Below are 14,782 nucleotides of genomic sequence, written 5' to 3'. Positions count from 1 at the left end.
TTCGCCAACCCCCTTGCAGGGGGCGATGCCAGTGGCCCGGCGAAGCCGGTTCCACGGCATCCCACGAATATGTGTGTTCTCACTGTTGACGAGCGACTACCTGAGTGACTATCTATGAGCAACAAGAATCCTGACTTCCAACTGGAGCGCGACGCGTTTGGCCGCCTGGTGCTGGTTTTAGCCTCTGGCGAGCGCCATGAAGGCGTGGTGCCGGTGCGCGCTTTTCCGCTGGCTGCCCCCGACGAGGGCGTGTCCCTGGTCGGCACCGAGGGCCATGAACTGGTGTGGATCGACAGCCTGGCTGCCACGCCGCCTGCCGTGCACAGCCTCTTGGTGGAAGAACTGGCCGCCCGGGAGTTTGTGCCCGAGATCCGCCGCGTCAAGGCCGTTTCCACCTTTTCCACGCCCAGCGTATGGACGGTGGAAACCGACCGGGGCGACACCGAGTTTGTGCTCAAGACCGAGGAAGACATCCGCCGCCTGGGCCGTGGCGGCCTGCTGATTGCCGCGGGCGTGGGTGTGCAGTTCAGCGTGCGCGACATGACGGCGCTGGACCGTGGTTCGCGCAAGCTGCTGGAGCGTTTTCTGTAAGCGACCGGCCTGGACGTAAAGTTTTTTAAATATTTTGAGAAATAGGCCTAAATAACCCTGCATTTCTGCCGTTAACCACAGTACGAGGTCTGAAAAAAGTATGTCCGGACCGACTTACCTGGTGAATACAATGCAAATTCCGCCTGTCGAACGTACCGTGAACTGGCCGCCCGCTGCGGCTGGCACGCGTTCTGGCGCCGGAACGGCGGCGACCCAGGGGCCTAGCACCCCGCCGGTGACGGCCGCCATCCAGGAAGAAACCACCAAGGTGGAGGCGGCCAGCAAGCCGATCCCGTCGGTCAAGCTCATCATTTCCGCCACCCAGGAAGACATTGCCAAACTGGAGGCCGCAGAACTGGCGCGCGCCGCCGTGCGCAACGTGCCCAAGGGCGAGGGCGCGCAGGCCGCCCAGGCGGTGAAAGCCGTGGGCGGTGTGGAAGCCAGCACGGCTGCGGCCACCACCCAGAAGGTGGCGGTCTCTGACACGGCCAAAAAAGCCCAAAATGCAGACAACGGCCTGCAAAACGAATCCCCCGAAAGCGCCGCCAAAGCGGCCAAGCTGCTGGAGGCGGGCAAAGAGCCCGGCCCCAACCAGCCGCTAAGCACTGAAAAAGACCCGTCCACCGACTGGACCACCACGCCCAAGGCGGTGGAAAAGAAGCCCGAGAATCCGCCGCCCGAGCCGATCTCCAAGAAGCTGTTGGACTTTTTGCAACAGCTTTGGCGCGCCGGTGGCAACGCCGTCGATGTGGCGCAGGTGGCCAACCAGACCCTCAACCCCGACAAGCTGGGCGAGGGGCCGCTGACCTACGAAGACCCCTCCGCCGTCAAGAAGACCACCGGGATCTGATCCAAAAAGCCGCTCATTGAGCGGCTTTTTTTATACCGCGGTCTGCGCAATCTGGAAGCGTGCCGCGCTCCCTGCGGGCAGCGGCTCCAGCGTCCAGCGCTTGGAATGGAAGGCCGCCACACCCGGTCGATGTGCTATAGAAATAATAGCTCCTTGTGCCGATTCCACCTGCTCCAGCAGCCGTTTATAGAGTAAATTCTCGGCGGGGCCATCCAGCGCGCTGGTGGCTTCGTCGGCAAAAATCCAACGTGGCTTTCGCAGCAGCACCCGGGCCACCGCCAGCCGCTGCTGTTCGCCACCCGACAGCTTCTGGCCCCAGGCGGCTTCCTGGTCCAGTTGGTCGGCCAGGTGGGGCAGCAGCGCGTCTACCAGGGCCTGGCGCAGGTCGGTGTCGCTGTAGCCGCTGGCGGCCGTGGGGTAGGCCAGGGCGCTGCGCAGCGTGCCGTCGGGGAAGTAGGGGCGCTGGGGGATGAACATCGCGTCGGCGGGCAGCGCGATCTGTCCGCTGCTGAACGGCCAGATATCGGCAAACGCCCTGAACAGCGTGGATTTGCCGCTGCCCGAGGGGCCGCTGAGCAAAATGTGGTCGCCGGGCTGGGCCTGCAGGTTGACACCGTCCAGCAGCACGCTGCCGTCTGGCAGGCGCAGCGTCAGGTCGCGGGCTTCCAGGGTGTCGTCTGCTACGGTTTTTGTAGCTTCTTGCGCTGATGGAATAAGCGCCAGGGCCTGAATTTGTTCCTCAAATGAGGTCAGGCGGTCGGTGGTGGCGCGCCAGGTGGCCAGGCTGCTGTAGTTGTCGACAAACCAGCTCAACGAGTCCTGCACCCGGCCAAAGGCGGACGAGATCTGGATCAGCGTGCCCAGCTGGAAGGCCCCGCTGAAAAAGCGCGGCGCTGCCACGATGAACGGGAACACCACCGCCGCCTGGCCAAAGAAGCTGTTGAACCAGATCAGCCGCTTTTGGGCCTTTAACAGCTTGAGGTAGTTGGCCAGCACGGCCCCGAAGCGCGTGTCCAGGTGGGCGCGCTCGACCTTTTCGCCGTGGTCCAGCGCAATCGACTCGCTGTATTCGCGCACCCGCACCATGTGGTGGCGAAAGTCGGCCTCTACGCGCTGCTGCTGGAAGTTGAGCTTGATCTGCGGGCGGCCAATGTAGAAGGTGATGATGCTGCCCGCCAGGCAGTACAGCACCGCCATCCAGACCATGAAGCCGGGCACAAAGTATTCGCTGCCGCCCAGGTGGAACGAGAATTCGCCCGACAGCTTCCACAAAATGCCGACAAAGCTGACCAGGGTGACCACCGCGTTCAGCACGCCCATGCTCAGGCCGATGGTCAGGCTGGTGAACTGGTTCAGGTCTTCCTGGATACGCTGGTCGGGGTTGTCCGGCCCGGCCTCTGGGTTGGCCTTGGCGAAGCGGGCCAGCTCCATTTTGTAGAAGGCCTGGTTGGACAGCCAGCGCGCCAGGTAGTGCGTGGTCATCCAGGCGCGCCAGCGCATTTCCAGCAGCTGGGTGATGTAGAACTTGTACACCGCCAGAATGATCAGCGCAAAGGCGATGTAGGTAAAACGCCCCAGCTGCTGCCAGAACACCTCCGCGTTCTTGTTCTGCAGCGCGTCGTAAAACACCTGGTTCCACTCGTTCAGCAGCACCAGCAGGTAGACCCCCAGCAGGTTCAGCGCCACGATGGCGGCGAGCATGGCGCGGGCCTTCCATTTGTCTTCGGACTGGAAGTACGGGATCGACAGCTTCCAGACTTGGGCGGTCTGGGCTTTCAGGTTGGCAAGGCGCATGGGGTCTTTTTGGTGGGGAAGCAGGGCGGATGGACCTGCAGGGGGCGATTTAGTTCGCCGGTCTACGTGGAAGGATTAGACACGCCGCTGTTCACATGCCCGGCAGGCACGTGGCGGGCGGCGGAGTTGACGTGGCCGGTCTGGTCGTCGAAGAAGAAGTCGGGTTCGAATTCGCGCAGAAACTCGCCCTTGGGCAGACCGCCGAGGAACATGGCCTCGTCCACGGCGATGTGCCAGTCCATCAGCGTCAGGATGGCGCGCTCGTGCGCCGGGGCGCTGCGGGCGGTGACCAGGGCGGTGCGGATGCGCATGTGGGGGTTGTTGGCCTGCTGCAGCCGGTTCAGCGCCACCAGCAGCGGTTTGAACGGGCCGTCGGGCAAGGGCATGGTGGCTTTGTCGGTCTCATGGCGTTGGAAGGCATCCAGCCCGTGGCTCTGGTAGATCCGCTCGGCCTCGTCGCTGAACAGTACGGCATCGCCGTCGAAGGCAATGCGCACTTCGTCGGGGTAGTTGTGGCCCGCCTGGGTCGATTCGGTCAGCACCCGGGCCGCCGGAAAGCCCGCCGCCAGCGCGTCACGCACATCCTTCTCGTTGGCCGATAAAAACAGGTGCGCGCCTAGGGCCCGCAGGTAGCCAAAGGGTGCGCGACCCTGGGTGAATACGCCCCGCTCCAGTTGCAGACCGCCCGCCTTGCTGGAGCGAAATATGCGCATACCGCTGACCGGGTCGTTGCGCGACAGGATCACCACCTCGACCCGGCGGATGCCGTCGTCGTTGAAGGCCAGCAGCTTCTTGACCAGCGAAAACGCCACGCCCGGTTTGGCGGGCACGTCCAGCCGGTCGAACTGCAACTGCATGTAGGCCTTGTCGTCGCCCGCATCGAAGAGGCGGTTTTCTTCTTCGAGGTTGAACAGGGCGCGCGAGGAAATCGCCACCACCAGTTTGTCGTCGAGAGAGATGGGCATGGCTATTTCGCGAATTGGTTGAGTTGGATGATGGGCATGAGCACTGCGAGGACGATCAGCATCACCACCAGGCCCATGGCCACGATCAGCAGCGGCTCCAGGATGGTGGCCAGGGCCATGGCGCGGCGCTGCACCTCGGTGCTGAGCTGCACGGCGGCGCGTTGCAGCATCACCGGCAACTGGCCGGTTTGCTCGCCCAGCCGGGCAAACATGGCCAGCAGGCCGGGGAAGCGCTTCTTCTGCGCCAGGGCCGAGGCCAGCGGCGCGCCTTCGCGCACCAGCACCAGGGCATCCAGCGCATCGGCGCGCATGGCGGTGTTGTTCAGGGTTTCGGCCGCCGCCTGCAGGGCTTTCAAAATCGGCACACCCGCCGAGGCCAGCATCGCCAGCGTGCCGGAAAACCGCGCGGCGTTGTAGCCCCGGGCCAGCGGGCCCAGCAGCGGCAGTTTCAAGAAGGCGGCATCTATTTTTTGGCGTAGTAAGGCGTTAGCGTAGGCAGCACGGGCGCTGATAGCTAGCACAATAATAGCAATCAGCATGGCCCAACCGTAGTTGCGCACCACGTCGCTGATGGCCAGCATGGCCACCGTCAGGAAAGGCAGGGCGCGCTTGCTCCCGGCAAACACATTCGCCACTTGCGGCACCACATAGCCCACCAGAAACAGTACGATGGCAATCGCCACCAGGGTGACGATGGCCGGGTAGAGTGCCGCGCCAATCAGCTTGGACTGCAGCGCCTGGCGCTCTTCCAGGTCGTCGGCCAGGCGCTCCAGCACCAGGCCCAGGCTGCCGCTTTGCTCGCCCGCGCCGATCACCGCCACGTAAATGCCCGAGAACTCGCGCGGGTGCTGGCCCAGGGCCTTGGCAAAGCTGGCACCCGCGTTCACCTCGGCGCGCAGTGAGGCCAGCAGGTTACGCTGGCGCTCGTCTTCGGCCTCGTCGGTCAGCGCGGTGAGGGCCCGCTCCAGCGGCAGGCCGCTAGATACCAGCCCCGCCACCTGCCGGGTCCAGATCGCCAGCCCGGTGGAGTTGAAGACCCGGCTTTCAAACAAGTTGGTGCGCAGGCCCTTGCCACTCTGGCTACCGCTGGCGTTCACCGGCTCCACCGCCAGCGGCACCAGCGCCTGCGCGCGCAGCAGGCCGCGCGCGGCCTTGGCCGTGTCGGCCTCCATCACGCCCTTGCGGGTCTGGCCCTGGCTGTCGAGGGCTTCGAAGGAATAGGCGGGCATGGGGATTTAGCTTTGCAGAATGCGCTGGCGGATGTGGGCGACGGCTTGGGTGGCAGGGAGGGTGCGGCCTTGGGTAATCTGCTGTTCGCCCATGCTCAGAATTTGGGTCAGGGCATCCGGCCCCCACCCCAACCCTCCCCCGGTGGGGGAGGGGGCCATGCGGGCTCCTGGTTCACTCCCTCCCCCCTCGGGGGAGGGTTGGGGTGGGGGCGCGGACGACAAGGGGTTGTGGCAGGCCATATCAGTCCCGCGTCACACGCAGCAACTCTTCACGCGAGGTGATGCCGGTCTGCACCAGGCGTTCGCCGTCTTCGCGCATCAGGGCCATTCCTGCGGTGCGGGCGGCGGTGCGGATGTCGGCCTCGCTGGCGCGGTTGTGGATTTGGGCCTGGATGGCATCGTTGGTGACCAGCAGCTCGAAGATGCCGGTGCGGCCCTGGTAGCCGGTGTGGTTGCAGGCTTCGCAGTTTTTGCCTTGGCACACGGGGCACAGCTTGCGCACCAGGCGCTGGGCCAGCACGCCGAGCAACGTAGAACTCAAAAGAAACGGCTCCACGCCCATGTCGATCAGCCGGTTGACCGCGCTGGCGGCATCGTTGGTGTGCAGGGTGGCCAGCACCAGGTGGCCGGTGAGGGAGGCCTGGATGGCGATCTGCGCGGTCTCGAAGTCGCGGATTTCGCCGATCATGATCACGTCGGGGTCTTGGCGCAGGATGGCGCGCAAGGCCTTGGCGAAGGTCAGGTCGATCTTGGCGTTGACCTGGGTCTGGCCCACGCCGGGCAGCTCGTATTCGATCGGGTCTTCCACCGTCATGATGTTGCTGCTGCTGGCATCCAGGCGGCTCAGGGCGGCGTACAGGGTGGTGGTTTTGCCGGAGCCGGTGGGGCCGGTCACCAAAATGATGCCGTGCGGCTGGTTGATCAGGTTCTGCAGCTGGCCCAGCACCTCGCCCTGCATACCCACCGCCTCCAGTGTCAGCTTGGCCCCGCTTTTGTCCAGCAGACGCAGCACGGCGCGCTCGCCATGGGCGCTGGGCAGGGTGCTGACGCGCACGTCCACGGCCCGGGTGCCGATGCGCAGGCTGATGCGGCCATCCTGCGGCAGGCGTTTCTCAGAAATGTCCAGGTCGGCCATGATCTTCAGGCGCGAGATCAGCGCGGCGTGCAGGGCGCGGTTGGGTTGCACCACCTCGCGCAACGTGCCATCTACCCGAAAGCGCACGCTGGAATGGCGCTCGTAGGGTTCGATGTGGATGTCGCTGGCACCGTCGCGGGCGGCCTGGGTCAGCAGGGCGTTGAGCATGCGGATGATGGGTGCGTCGTCGCTCATCTCCAGCAAATCCTCCACCGCGGGCAGCTCTTGCATCATGCGCGACAGGTCGGCATCGCTCTCGACCTCGCTGACCACCGACGCGGCGCTGGACTCGCCCTGCGCGTAGGCGGCGCTGATGCGCTGCAGCAGGGCATCCAGGGCCAGGGTTTCGATCTGGCGCACGGGGTATTTGCGCATCACCTCGCTCAAAGCAGAGGGCGCGCTGGCCGGGTGCAGCCACAGGGTGAAGTCGCCCAGGTTGTCCTCCAGCAGCATTTGCTGGGTGCGGGCGAAGGCGTAGGGCAGGGGGTGGCGCATGGTCAGGCGGGGATCAAGGAGTTGCGTCGGTGGGCAGTGTGGTCAACGGCTTGGGCACGCTGGCCTTGCGCTCGGTGGTCGCCAGTTCGGGCAATTCATTGGCCGTGGGCACGGCGGACAGCATGGGGTGCGGTGTCGGCTTCATGCCTTGCTGCTGCACGCGCATCATGTCGTAGCGGTCCGAGGCCAGGGTGTCGCTGGTGTCGGCATCGCGGACCACGATGGGGCGCAAAAACACCATCAGATTGGTCTTCACACGGCTGCGGTTTTCGCTCTTGAAGAAGTTGCCCAGGTAGGGCACGTCGCCCAGCAGGGGCACTTTCTCCACACCGCCCCCGTAGGTATCCTGCAGCAGGCCGCCCAGCACCACGATGGAGCCGTCTTCGACCAGCACATTGGACTCGATGGAGCGCTTGTTGGTGGTGGGGCCGTTGCTGTTGGTCTTGGTGGACGGGTCCACGCTGGAGACTTCCTGGTAGATGGCCATCTTCACCGTGCCGTTCTCATTAATTTGCGGGCGCACGCGCAGGGTCAGGCCCACGTCTTTGCGCTCGATGGTCTGGAACGGGTTGGCCGTGGTGGTGGAGCTGGTGCTGGTGTAAGTGCCGGTGACAAAGGGCACGTTCTGGCCGATGACGATCTTGGCCTCTTCGTTGTCCAGCGTCAGCAAATTGGGGGTGGACAAGACATTGCCCGTGCCGGTCTTGTCCATCAGCCGGGCCAATGCGCCCAGCACATAGGTGCCGCCCACCTTGCTGGCCACGCCCAGGTTCAGGCCGCTGCTAAGGGTGGTGACGGTGCCGGTGGCAATGCTGGCGGCCAGCGTGGCCAGGTTGCTGGTGCCACTGCCGAAGTTGGTGCCCAGGCCCACATTGCCCAGCACGCCCTGCCACTGGATGCCGAACTCGGCCGATTTGTCGCTGTTGACTTCCACGATCAGGCTCTCCACCAGCACCTGGGCGCGGCGGCCATCGAGCTTGTCGATGACGGCGCGCAACTGGCGGTACTGCGGCTCGGGCGCGGTGATGATCAGCGAATTGGTGCTGGGGTCGGCCTGGATCTGGCCGCCGGTAGAGGGCTGGTTGCTGGTGGTGCCGCTGAGAGCGCCGGTGTTGGCGCTGCTGGTCGCGCTGCTGCTGGATGCCGCGCTGCTGGTCGGGTTCAGGCCGCTGAGCGGGTTGGAGGTGCTGCCCGAGCTGCTGCCGCCGGAACTGCCGGTGCTGCTCCGGGCCTCGCCGCTCATGGCCGCACGCAAGGTGGTGGCCAGCTTGGTGGCATCGGCGTTCTTCAGATACACCACGTAGATGTTGCCCGCGTCGCCGTTCACGCCGTTCATGGTGGGCTGGTCCAGCTTGGCGATCAGCGACTTGACCAGCGAGACCCGGGCCGGGTTGGCGGCGCGCAAGATGATGGCGTTGCTGCGCGGCTCGGCCAGCATGGTGGTTTTGAACGAGCTGTCGCTTTGCCCGGGGGCCACGGCACCGCCGCCGGTGCTGCCAGATTCGACCAGTTTGCTCAGCAGCGGCACCAGGTCGCCTGCCACCGCGTGGCGCAGCGGAATGATCTCTACGTCGGTGGCGTTGGACACGTCCATCGCCGCGATGATGCGGCCAATGCGGCGCAGGTTGTCGGCGTAGTCGGTGATGACCAGCGAATTGTTGCCGGGGTTCAGGTTGATGGTGTTGTTGGGGCTGATCAGCGGGCGCAGCACCGGCACCAGGTTGGCAGCGTTCTCGTAGTTGAGCTTGAAGATCTGGGTAACGATCTGGCTGCCCACCACGGCGTTGTTGTCACCCAGCGTGACCGGGCCGGGCTGCAGCTTGGCATCGGCCTCGGGCACCACCTTGTCCAGCCCGGCCGACTGCACCACGGTAAAGCCCTGCAGGCGCAGCGCCGACAGGAACTGGTTGTAGGCCACGGCGGGTGAGACCGCGTTTTCGGTGCTCAGCGTCATGGTGCCCTTGACGCGCGGGTCCACCACCACGTTGCGCCCGGTGATCACCGCCATGGTGCGGGCCACAGACTCGATCTCGGCGTTGGCAAAGTTCAGCGTGACCGGCTCGCCGCGCTTGGGGGCTGCCGCCGGTGCCTGGGCCTGCACATTTAAAGGAAATAGGGCTCCAGCGCTTACCAATAGAGCGCAAGCAGCTATTGTTTGCATAGCAAACGGAATGCGGGAGGGGGAGTGCATGGGCATGGGGTCAACCTACTTTGATGGTGGCACGCGCGCCGTCGCGCCGCCCGATGATATTGAGAAGATTGGACAAGGCATCCACCCGGTCGGGGGCGGCGGTGGCCGTGCCTTCAAAGCGCAGCCGTGCGCCCACCCACTGGCCGCTGCCAATGAGCTGCAGGCTGCCGCCCAGGGTTTCGAGTTGCACGGTACTGGGGCTGCCGCCGGTGAGCGTGAGGCGGTAGCTGCCCATGGGTTTCAGGGTGGACAGGCGCGAAGCCATGTCGATGGCCTCCAGCCGCGCCTGCCCGGTCAGCACCATGCGGCCCGCGTTCCAGTCCATGGCCAGGCCCTGGGTGCTCAGGGCCAGCGTGCCCTCGGGCTGCAGCGTGTTCCAGGGCGCGCCCAGTCCGGCCAGCAGGGGCGCGGGCCAGTGCGATTGGCTGTCGGTCAGCGTGAGTTGCGCGCCGCCCCAGTGCGGTTGGGCGTGCACTTGCAGGGGCTGGGCCATGCAGCAGTCGACCTGGAGCTGGGTCCGCAGCCCATCCAGGGCCGGGCGGATCTGCCAGCGCAGGCGCTCGGGCAGGGCGGTGCGGTCCCGGCTGCCTTCGCCCCCGGCCAGCACCAGCTGGGCCGAGCCGTCCCACACCGTGCCGCGCGGATCGGCCAGTTGCACCTGGCCCTGGCTGGCCTCGGCCACCGCGGCGGCCAGCCAGCGCGCCGGGGCGCACAGCAGTACGGCCAGGGCCAGGCCCAGCAGGCCACCGGCCCAGGCCCAGCGCCAGGGGGTGTGGGCCACCGTGATGGCCGATTTTGTGGACGAGCGGCGGGTCATCGATTGCTGGGCAGGGTCAGCACCAGCGAGCCGTCCCAGCTGGCGACGGGCACGCCGCTGGGCTGCGCCGGGGCGCGCACCAGCCGGGCTTCGGTGGGCAGGGCGCGGGCGTTGATGCGCACCTGGGCCAACCAGCGGGCCAGCGCGTCGGCCGGGGCGTTTTTCAGGCTGACGGTGACGCGCTCGCCGGTCACGTTGATCTGGCCGCTGCCACCCAGCTCGGACTTCACGGCCAGCTCCACCGCCTTCAGGGCATCGTCAAAGCTGAGCTTGGGCTGGGCTTGCAGCGCCTGGGCTTCGGCCTGCAGGCTGCGCATGCTTTGCAGTTGCGCGTCCAGGCTGCGGTGCTGGGCATCGGCGGCATGCAGGGTGCGCAGGGCCGGGCCTATGCCTACCCACCACAACAAGGCCAGGGCCACCAGGGCCAGCGCGGCCTGCACGCCACGGCGTTCACGCGGGGCCAAGGTCTCCCAATGGGGGCGGATGGATGCAGGCAGCTTCATGGTGCGACTCCGGTAGCCATGGGCGCAGCGGGTTGCACGATGGTCAGGTTGCCCTCGGCGCGCAGGCTGTAGCCCATGCTGCGCAGGTTCTGGGCGATGCCGGGGTCACTGCTGGTAGACAAGCCTTTGATGCGGGCCTCACCGGCAGCAAATTCCAGCGCCGTGGCGGTTTGCGGCGGCGGCAGGCTGCTGCCCAGCACGCTGAGCATGGCCTCCAGGTCGCGGGCCGAGGTGGCCCCGGCGGTCTGGCGCAGCAGCGCCATTTCACGGGCCATTTGCACCGGTGCATCGACCACCACTTTCACGCCGGGGAAGGTTTGCGTCAGCGTGGAGCGCAGGGCATCGCGTTTGGCTTGCAGGCTGCTGCTTTCCTTCCAGGCCCAGGCGTTCAGGCCGACGATCTGGGCCAGCAGCAGCAGGGCCAGGCCCCAGCGGGCGGCGCGCCATTGCGGTGCCTGCAGCCACACGGTGGCCTGTGCGGCCAGGCCTTTCCAGGCGCGGCTGCGGGTGGAGTTGCTCAGGTCGAACTGCGCCAGGTCCCAGCGCCCGCGGGCCGAGGCCAGCCAGCGGTCCGAGGCTTGCTGCAGGGCCACCGGGCGCTGCGCCAGTTGCTCGGCCAGCGCGGCCACGGCGGGTTCGGCCACCAGCTCCAGCACCTCGGTGTGATGGGCCTGGGCCATGGCCAGGGTGGCGGCGCTCAGGGGCAGCAGGCTGACCCCTTGGGGGCTGGTGCTCAAGAGTTGCGGCTGCTCAGGCGTGCCCAGCACCTGCAGGCGCAGGCCGTCGGGGGCGCATTCGGGCACGATGCGGGCCACCGGGCGCTTGGCGGCTTCCAGTACGGCCAGCGCGGCGCGCAGCCAGGCGCGGTTGCAGGCGGCCACCCACACCGGGCCGTCGGCGGGCGCATCGGGCTGCAAGGCAAAGTGCAGCTCGGCGGGTTCTTCCAGCAGGCGATCTTCCAGCAGGCCGTCGAGCACCGCACGCAGCCGGGGCGAGTCGATGGCCCCGCCCAGGCTGCCTTGCTTCAGGCTGCCTTTGGGCAGGCTGACCTGGTGCCAGGACAAGGCCTGCGCGGGCACCACGGCCACCAGCTCGGTGCTGCGCGGCAGCAGGGCGGTGGGCGCGCGGTCGTGGCCGCCCGCGCTGCGGCCGTCGGCAGTGAGCACGTAGTCGAACATGCCGGTGGCAGGCTCTAGGGGAAGGAGGACGATCAGGGTGCTCATAGGAGGCGTAAGGGGTCGGCCATTGTAGGGAGTGGCATGTGCATGTCAGGGCGTGGCGCGTCCAGCCGGATCGGCCACGGCAGGTTCGCGCCACAGGGTGCGCACATTGATGCCGTCGCGGTGTACCAGCGAGCGTTGTAGTACGGTGGTGGGGCCCAGGCGCAGGCGGCCCAGCACTTCGAAATAGTTAGTCAAGGTGCTGTGTTCGCTGGCGGTGAAGACGATGGTGGGCTGTTTCAGGATGTCGCTGGCATCGGCGGGGTTGCCAAAGAACTTGCGGGTCCGTGCGGCCACCAGCTTCTGGGCATCGGCCATGCTGAGCTTGGGCACGCTGGCCACCAGCACCTCGGCGCTGGCGGTGTTCAGGTTGACGGGGGTGGGCGCCGGCAGCACGGTGACAAACGGCTGCAGCGCGGCCACGGTGGCGGGCGACAGGCCCAGCCAGCCCAGTTGCGCCGCGCTGCGCGGCATCAGCGGCACGGTGGCCTCGGTGTTGCGGGCATTGCGGGTGTCCTTGGCCAGCTGCAACTGGGTGCTGAGCAGGGTGAGCTCCAGTGGCGGCAGGTTCAGCAGCTCAAACAGGCGGCCAAAGGCGGCCAGCGAGACTTCGGAGATCTTGCTGTCCTGCACCAGGTTGTTGATGTTCAGGCGCGACTGCATGTCGGTGATCTCGCCCGACAAAAATGCGTCCAGTTGTTCGTCGCTGTCCATGCCGCCGGTGTTGTTGCGGTCGGCGGCCAAAAAGGTGGACAGGCGGGATTCCTGCAGCGGCAAGGCCCAGGGCTCGCCCAGGTGGTCGGCCCCGCCAGAGCGTGCGTCTTCGCGCAGGATCAGCCGGGCAAAGTCGAGCGCGCCGGTCAGCATCCAGCCAGACTGCACGCGCTGGCGCTCCGCCGCCTCGATCTCCACGCTGCGCCACTGCTGCCACAGCGAAGCCGCGGCCAGGGTGGCGACCAGGGTGACCGTCAGCATGGCCATCAGCAGGGCGGCACCGCGCTGGGGATGTTTGCTATGTAAATAAGAGCTGCTTGTGCTTATGGAATAAGCGTAGACTGCCGATTTTTTAACTAAATGGCCGGGCTTCATGACTTGCCGCCACCCAGCGTGGGTTTATTCCAGTCGTGGGTGATCACCCCGGCCAGGGCCTGGCCGGGCGGCAGGGTCAGCACCAGGCGCACGCCGTCGGGGATGCTGGTGTCGGTGGCCACGCCCACCGTGGCCGCGGTGGGGGCCGCACTGGACAGCGGGTTGCTCCAGGCCCCATCGCGGTAGTAGAAGATGCGCCAGTCGGCCAGCGGGGTGAGGGCGACCTCGGCGCGCCGGGCCTCCTCGCCGGGGTTTTGCGCCCATAGGGCCGCGTTGCTCCAGGCTTTTTCCAGCTCGGTGCGGCTGTGCACCGGGGGCGATTGCCAGCGCAGCCACTGCTCGGTGCCGTCCACGCTGCGCCGCGTCCAGGCCACCACCAGGGGGCCCGTGACCTGTGGGTCGCTGCTGCGCCGGGTGAGCCGCAGGCCGCGCCCGTCCCAGTCCAGGGCCGACGCGTTGGGCAACTCCAGCAGGGCATCCAGGTCGGCCGTCCACTGGCCCAGCCCGGCTTGCAGGGTCAGTACCTCGTCGGCGCGCTGCTGGGTCTGGCTTTGCGCGCGGGTCATGCCGTCCAGCCCACGCCAGCTCAGCACCGCCAGCAGCGCCATCACCATCAGCGCGACGAGCAGCTCGACCAGGGTGAAGCCACGTTGGCCCTGCATTAAAACCGCCCCACGATGGTGGACAGGCGCAGGATGGGCGAGCTGCCGTCAAACACCTGCGCATCCACGATCCGAAAGCTGGGGTTGGCCGTAGGCCGCACGTTCAGGCGCACCTCGTATACGCGGCTCGCCTGTTCGCACTGCTGGGTGCTGTCGCCCACGCTGGGCATCTGGGCCGACAGGCGCATGGCGATGAGCTGGTTTTCGGCGCACAGGTGGGCCAGCAGCACATCGGTCTGGCGGGTGGCATTGGTGGTCAGCGCCTGGGTGGCCTGCAGCCCGGCGATCAGCGCGATCGACACGATGGCCAGGGCCACCAGCACTTCGATCAGGGTAAAGCCGCGTGCCTTCATGGGGTGACGGGTTGTACCGTGAATGGCCGCGCACCGTCGGTGGCGACGCGCAAGGCCTGGCTGGGTTGGCTGATGGACTGCAGCACGATGGCCTGGCGGCCAATCACCGGCTCGGGGCCGAGCAGCATGGGGGCGGTGTCGCGCGCCACGGTGTCATTGCCCAGCCAGCGGTTGGGCAGGGCCTTGGCGGGCAGGCCGTCAAATACAAAGCCCTCGGGCGTGGGCCGCCAGCGTACTGGCACCCCGGTGGCCCGCGACTGGGCCCGGGCCGACTCAAACAAGGCGGCCAGCCGCGCCGCGTCGCGCTCCAATAGGGTCTGGCTGTTGTCGCGCAGGGCAAAGGCCACGCCTGCGCTGGCAATGGCAATGATGGCGACGACTACCAGCAGCTCCAGCAGGGTGAAGCCCTTTTGAGCGGAGGTCAAAGGGCTATTGCCAACTACCGATGTCGGCATTTTTGCCTTCGCCGCCGGGCTGGCCGTCGGCACCGAAGGACATCACGTCGATCTCGCCTTGCACGCCGGGGTTCAGGTACTGGTAGGGGCGGCTCCAGGGGTCGTTGGGCAGCTTTTCCACGTAGGGCTTCCAGTTGGGCGGCACGGGATTGGTGCTGGGCTTGGCCACCAGGGCCTGCAGGCCTTGTTCGGCGCTGGGGTAGCGCTGGTTGTCCAGCCGGTACAGCTTCAGGGCCTGCATGAGGTTGTTTACGTCGGTCTTGGCGGCGGTGCCGCGCGCGTCGTCGGCACGCTCCAGCACATTGGGCACGATCAGCGCGGCCAGCACGCCGATGATGACCAGCACCACCATCAGTTCGATCAGGGTAAAGCCGCGGTGCAAAAAGCGGCGGGGCGAGAGTCTGTGGTGTGTCATGGGCAGCGATGATAATCA

16 protein-coding genes are annotated in these 14,782 nt (G+C 66.6%); 2 read left to right on the top strand and 14 right to left on the bottom strand.

Annotated elements, in window-relative coordinates:
- Positions 1–114 precede the first annotated feature (114 nt).
- Both AC097O_RS02560 and AC097O_RS02555 read left to right on the top strand, forming a co-directional pair.
- Positions 115–591 carry a cyanophycin metabolism-associated DUF1854 family protein gene (locus tag AC097O_RS02560; RefSeq protein ID WP_479591320.1) on the top strand — a complete coding sequence of 159 codons (477 nt, stop codon included), beginning with the start codon at positions 115–117 and terminating at the stop codon, positions 589–591.
- Positions 592–721: 130 nt separating this feature from the next.
- Entirely contained in the window at positions 722–1,441 is a 720-nt protein-coding gene (locus tag AC097O_RS02555; protein WP_479591319.1) for a hypothetical protein, read from the top strand.
- A 30-nt stretch (positions 1,442–1,471) separates the two neighbouring features.
- Here the strand turns inward: AC097O_RS02555 and AC097O_RS02550 are convergent, their stop codons facing one another.
- The 14 genes from AC097O_RS02550 to gspG all read right to left on the bottom strand — a co-directional run bounded on the left by AC097O_RS02550 (position 1,472) and on the right by gspG (position 14,764).
- The gene (locus AC097O_RS02550; protein WP_479591318.1) at positions 1,472–3,235 is read right to left on the bottom strand and encodes an ABC transporter ATP-binding protein/permease; all 1,764 of its coding nucleotides are present in this window, start codon (positions 3,233–3,235) and stop codon (positions 1,472–1,474) included.
- Positions 3,236–3,297: 62 nt separating this feature from the next.
- Positions 3,298–4,200 (bottom strand): 5'-nucleotidase, encoded by a 903-nt coding sequence (locus tag AC097O_RS02545; RefSeq protein WP_479591317.1) that lies wholly within the window; start codon positions 4,198–4,200, stop codon positions 3,298–3,300.
- Between the two features lie 2 nt (positions 4,201–4,202).
- The gene (gspF, locus tag AC097O_RS02540) at positions 4,203–5,429 is read right to left on the bottom strand and encodes a type II secretion system inner membrane protein GspF (RefSeq protein ID WP_479591316.1); all 1,227 of its coding nucleotides are present in this window, start codon (positions 5,427–5,429) and stop codon (positions 4,203–4,205) included.
- 6 nt (positions 5,430–5,435) lie between these two features.
- Positions 5,436–5,588, bottom strand: a complete 153-nt coding sequence (locus AC097O_RS02535; RefSeq protein ID WP_479591315.1) for a hypothetical protein — start codon at positions 5,586–5,588, stop codon at positions 5,436–5,438.
- Between the two features lie 82 nt (positions 5,589–5,670).
- Positions 5,671–7,059, bottom strand: coding sequence for a GspE/PulE family protein (locus tag AC097O_RS02530; RefSeq protein WP_479591314.1), 1,389 nt, complete (start codon positions 7,057–7,059; stop codon positions 5,671–5,673).
- 13 nt (positions 7,060–7,072) lie between these two features.
- Positions 7,073–9,256: a type II secretion system secretin GspD gene (gene gspD / locus AC097O_RS02525; RefSeq protein WP_479591313.1), complete on the bottom strand. Its 2,184-nt coding sequence runs from the start codon at positions 9,254–9,256 to the stop codon at positions 7,073–7,075.
- Between the two features lie 4 nt (positions 9,257–9,260).
- A complete protein-coding gene (gene gspN, locus AC097O_RS02520; protein WP_479591312.1) occupies positions 9,261–10,067 on the bottom strand; it encodes a type II secretion system protein N in 807 nt (268 codons plus the stop codon).
- Positions 10,064–10,570 carry a type II secretion system protein GspM gene (gene gspM, locus AC097O_RS02515; RefSeq protein WP_479591311.1) on the bottom strand — a complete coding sequence of 169 codons (507 nt, stop codon included), beginning with the start codon at positions 10,568–10,570 and terminating at the stop codon, positions 10,064–10,066. The genes gspN and gspM overlap by 4 nt, the downstream gene beginning before the upstream one ends.
- A complete protein-coding gene (gspL, locus tag AC097O_RS02510; RefSeq protein ID WP_479591310.1) occupies positions 10,567–11,793 on the bottom strand; it encodes a type II secretion system protein GspL in 1,227 nt (408 codons plus the stop codon). The genes gspM and gspL overlap by 4 nt, the downstream gene beginning before the upstream one ends.
- Before the next feature lie 45 nt (positions 11,794–11,838).
- Positions 11,839–12,879 (bottom strand): type II secretion system minor pseudopilin GspK, encoded by a 1,041-nt coding sequence (gspK, locus tag AC097O_RS02505; protein ID WP_479591309.1) that lies wholly within the window; start codon positions 12,877–12,879, stop codon positions 11,839–11,841.
- On the bottom strand, positions 12,876–13,541 hold the full coding sequence (locus AC097O_RS02500; protein ID WP_479591308.1) for a PulJ/GspJ family protein: 666 nt from the start codon (positions 13,539–13,541) through the stop codon (positions 12,876–12,878). The genes gspK and AC097O_RS02500 overlap by 4 nt, the downstream gene beginning before the upstream one ends.
- Positions 13,541–13,894, bottom strand: coding sequence for a type II secretion system minor pseudopilin GspI (gene gspI, locus AC097O_RS02495; RefSeq protein WP_479591307.1), 354 nt, complete (start codon positions 13,892–13,894; stop codon positions 13,541–13,543). Before gspI ends, AC097O_RS02500 begins: the two co-directional genes overlap by 1 nt.
- Positions 13,891–14,349 carry a prepilin-type N-terminal cleavage/methylation domain-containing protein gene (locus AC097O_RS02490; protein WP_479591306.1) on the bottom strand — a complete coding sequence of 153 codons (459 nt, stop codon included), beginning with the start codon at positions 14,347–14,349 and terminating at the stop codon, positions 13,891–13,893. Before AC097O_RS02490 ends, gspI begins: the two co-directional genes overlap by 4 nt.
- On the bottom strand, positions 14,324–14,764 hold the full coding sequence (gspG, locus tag AC097O_RS02485; RefSeq protein WP_479591305.1) for a type II secretion system major pseudopilin GspG: 441 nt from the start codon (positions 14,762–14,764) through the stop codon (positions 14,324–14,326). The genes AC097O_RS02490 and gspG overlap by 26 nt, the downstream gene beginning before the upstream one ends.
- Between the last annotated feature and the right edge of the window lie 18 nt (positions 14,765–14,782).

The sequence above is a fragment of the Rhodoferax sp. LS1P39 genome (assembly GCF_056521425.1).
Note: the sequence above shows the minus strand (reverse complement) of the source record. Positions and strands in the feature narration are given on the sequence as shown.

Coding starts and splice junctions, on each gene's coding strand:
- AC097O_RS02560 (WP_479591320.1), top strand. CDS start 115: ATGAGCAACAAGAATCCTGACTTCCAACTGGAGCGCGACGCGTTTGGC.
- AC097O_RS02555 (WP_479591319.1), top strand. CDS start 722: ATGCAAATTCCGCCTGTCGAACGTACCGTGAACTGGCCGCCCGCTGCG.
- AC097O_RS02550 (WP_479591318.1), bottom strand. CDS start 3,235: ATGCGCCTTGCCAACCTGAAAGCCCAGACCGCCCAAGTCTGGAAGCTG.
- AC097O_RS02545 (WP_479591317.1), bottom strand. CDS start 4,200: ATGCCCATCTCTCTCGACGACAAACTGGTGGTGGCGATTTCCTCGCGC.
- gspF (WP_479591316.1), bottom strand. CDS start 5,429: ATGCCCGCCTATTCCTTCGAAGCCCTCGACAGCCAGGGCCAGACCCGC.
- AC097O_RS02535 (WP_479591315.1), bottom strand. CDS start 5,588: ATGGCCCCCTCCCCCACCGGGGGAGGGTTGGGGTGGGGGCCGGATGCC.
- AC097O_RS02530 (WP_479591314.1), bottom strand. CDS start 7,059: ATGCGCCACCCCCTGCCCTACGCCTTCGCCCGCACCCAGCAAATGCTG.
- gspD (WP_479591313.1), bottom strand. CDS start 9,256: ATGCCCATGCACTCCCCCTCCCGCATTCCGTTTGCTATGCAAACAATA.
- gspN (WP_479591312.1), bottom strand. CDS start 10,067: ATGACCCGCCGCTCGTCCACAAAATCGGCCATCACGGTGGCCCACACC.
- gspM (WP_479591311.1), bottom strand. CDS start 10,570: ATGAAGCTGCCTGCATCCATCCGCCCCCATTGGGAGACCTTGGCCCCG.
- gspL (WP_479591310.1), bottom strand. CDS start 11,793: ATGAGCACCCTGATCGTCCTCCTTCCCCTAGAGCCTGCCACCGGCATG.
- gspK (WP_479591309.1), bottom strand. CDS start 12,879: ATGAAGCCCGGCCATTTAGTTAAAAAATCGGCAGTCTACGCTTATTCC.
- AC097O_RS02500 (WP_479591308.1), bottom strand. CDS start 13,541: ATGCAGGGCCAACGTGGCTTCACCCTGGTCGAGCTGCTCGTCGCGCTG.
- gspI (WP_479591307.1), bottom strand. CDS start 13,894: ATGAAGGCACGCGGCTTTACCCTGATCGAAGTGCTGGTGGCCCTGGCC.
- AC097O_RS02490 (WP_479591306.1), bottom strand. CDS start 14,349: ATGCCGACATCGGTAGTTGGCAATAGCCCTTTGACCTCCGCTCAAAAG.
- gspG (WP_479591305.1), bottom strand. CDS start 14,764: ATGACACACCACAGACTCTCGCCCCGCCGCTTTTTGCACCGCGGCTTT.